The organism is Limnohabitans sp. (genome assembly GCF_044373035.1).
GTDB lineage: Bacteria > Pseudomonadota > Gammaproteobacteria > Burkholderiales > Burkholderiaceae_C > Limnohabitans_A.
Genome location: NZ_JBILQU010000217.1, coordinates 1 through 2,736 on the forward strand (window position 1 = coordinate 1; position 2,736 = coordinate 2,736).

General features: G+C 59.0%; 1 protein-coding gene and 2 pseudogenes. All 3 read left to right on the plus strand.

The window, feature by feature from the left end; all coding sequences use genetic code 11:
- Positions 1-1,319: pseudogene (locus ACIQ47_RS16105) on the plus strand (type I-F CRISPR-associated helicase Cas3); the annotation flags it as partial.
- A gap of 97 nt (positions 1,320-1,416) precedes the next feature.
- Entirely contained in the window at positions 1,417-2,490 is a 1,074-nt protein-coding gene (locus ACIQ47_RS16110) for a helix-turn-helix domain-containing protein (protein ID WP_396439043.1), read from the plus strand.
- Positions 2,471-2,736, plus strand: a pseudogene (locus ACIQ47_RS16115) (DUF3368 domain-containing protein); the annotation flags it as partial. The gene ACIQ47_RS16110 and the pseudogene ACIQ47_RS16115, both read left to right, overlap by 20 nt.

Here is a 2,736-nt window from a genome sequence, read left to right on the forward strand (position 1 = left end):
AAAGCCACAGTGCCTTTGTGCAAAAGCGCGTTGCGCACCTGGCGGCACAACACCGCACTGAGCAACGCCGACAAGCGCACATCGTGCCGGTGTCCATCCAGGCCAGCAGTACGGCACAGATTCGCCGCGAATACGCCCAGGTGATATTGAAAGCTGCTTTGAATTTGCACCGTCACCCGCAAAACCACACGGCTGACCAATCCCCCGTTGGTCAGCCCAGCGGCAAGCGCGTGAGCTTTGGCCTGGTCCGCATGGCCAACATTGACCCGCTCATTGACGTGGCCATGGCATTGCACGACATGCCTATGCCCGAGGGTGTGCGCATCCATTTGTGCGTTTACCACTCGCGCCACTCGCTCTTGGTACGCTCAGGCCTAGAGCGCACCATCGACCAAACCCTGCAACGCCATGGTCAAGACAAAGACCCAATAGCCCAATTGCGCAAGCCCGCTATACGCGCAGCCATCGACGCCCACCCCGAAACCGATCACCTGTTTGTGGTGCTGGCCACTGCCGTGGCCGAAGTCGGGCGTGACCACGACTACGACTGGGCCGTGGTTGAGCCCTCGTCCATGCGCAGCATCATCCAGCTGGCTGGCCGAGTGCGCCGCCACCGCAGTGGTGCTGTGCAATTGCCCAACATCGCTTTGCTGTCGCACAACCTCAAGGCCTTGGAAAACCCGGGCGGTGCTGCCTTCACCCGACCTGGCTTTGAAACTGCAGGCCATCCGTTGGCGGCTCACGCGCTCAACGACCTGTTGCGCGACCAGGATTGGCAGCAATTGGATGCCACATCCCGAATCACCCAGCACAACCCCTTGCAAGCCGAGCAACGCTTGAGCGATCTGGAGCACGCCCGCCTGGGCGGCGTGATGGAAACGCTCGCACCCGAAGACCAGCCAGAGGATGGAGTGGATAAGGAGCTGACCGTTCGCCGCTGGTGGCAAACACTGAGCCACTTGACCGGGGTGGAACAGCGCAGCAAACCCTTCAGGCACGACCCGCAAGGCCGCGAAGAATTTATGTTGCTGCCCACCGAAGACGAAGACGGCTTTGAGTTTTGCACGCTGGATGACGAACAGCGCAAACAAAACCACGACAACTTGTTTGCGCCTTTGGCCCTTTCAGAAAACCCGGCCATCAGCGCTTGGGCGGTGCGCCCTTATATGACCGAATTGACCGAGCTGGCAGAAACTAAAACTCAGGGCATCGAGCCATTGGCAAGGCGGTTTGGGGCTTTGGGGTTGCCCAAGGGGCAGGGTACACAAGTCTGGGCATGGCACCCCATGCTGGGTTTTCGCCGAAGGGTGCAAGAGTGAGCAGCAAAAAAGGCTTTTCAAGTTTACAAAAATAAAAATTTTTAATAAAATGTAAACCTCCTAAGTCAAACCCCAGTTCACCTCAAGAAAGCCCGTCATGCTCCACACCCGACTCCAACAGGCCCGCAAAGCCACCGGATTGTCTTTGCGCGAAGTGGCTGAGCGCGTAGGCGTATCGCACGCCGCCATCAAAAAATACGAAGACGGTGAAACCACGCCATCCAGCGACATGCTGCTCAAGCTGTCGCAAGCCCTGAATGTGCGCGTGGCCTACTTCTTTCGGCCTCAAACCGTGGTGCTCGACGGGCTGGAATACCGCAAACACACTGCTCTGCCCAAAAAACGCCTGAACGCCATCACCCATGCCGTGATCGACCAGATCGAACGGCGCATGGAACTGGAAAATCTCTTTCCGCAGCCACCCAAAGCCTTTGCCATACCGCTTGAATTGCCCACGGTCACCGATATGGCGCACATCGAAGCGGCGGCGGAGCAAGTGCGCAAGGCTTGGCAGCTGGGCATGAACCCGATTCCTGATTTGATTGGCACCCTAGAAAACCAGGGCATTCGCGTCTTCATCACCGAAGACGATGGTGACAAACACTTTGACGGCCTGGCGGCACATGCCGCCGGTGTGCCTGTGGTGGTGGTGGGGCGGCACTGGCCGGGTGACCGCCAGCGCTTTACGCTCGCGCACGAGCTGGCGCATTTGCTGCTGGCCGAGCGAATCCATGCGTCACTGGATGCCGAACTGGTGTGCAACCGCTTTGCGGGTGCATTCCTGTTCCCCCGGCGCGCTGTTTTGCAAGAGCTGGGCACGCACCGCAACGCCATTGAACTGCAAGAGTTGGCGCTGCTGAAGGTCGAATACGGCCTGTCCATGGGCGGCATTCTTTACCGCGCACGCGACCTAGGCATTGTCAGCGCCGCTTACCGCCAAGCGCAGGCCGACCTCTTCAAAGCCAAAGGCTGGCACTTGACCGAACCTGGCCCTGCCTACCCCGCCGAAAAAGCCCACCACTTTGAGCAACTGGTGTTTCATGCGCTGGCGGAAGACTACATCGGTGAATCCAAAGCGGCCGAGTTGCTCAGCCTGCCGCTCACCCAGTTCCACCGCATCCGTCAAATGGACGCCACCGTGGAGCAAGCCCATGCTGGCGTTCATCAGTGACGCCAACATCCTGATCGATGTGGAAGTGGGTGGCCTGCTGGCCCCCATGTTCACCCTGGGCTACCAATTTGCCGTGCCCGATGTGCTTTATTTTGAAGAACTGGCCGAGCAGCATGCCCATTGGCGTGACATGGGGCTGATCGTCAAAAGTTTGCCGGCAGAAGGCGTGGCCCGCGTGCAGGTTCTGAGCCAAAAATACAAACGCCCCAGCCGCAACGACTTGTTTGCACTGGCCTTGGCCGAGCA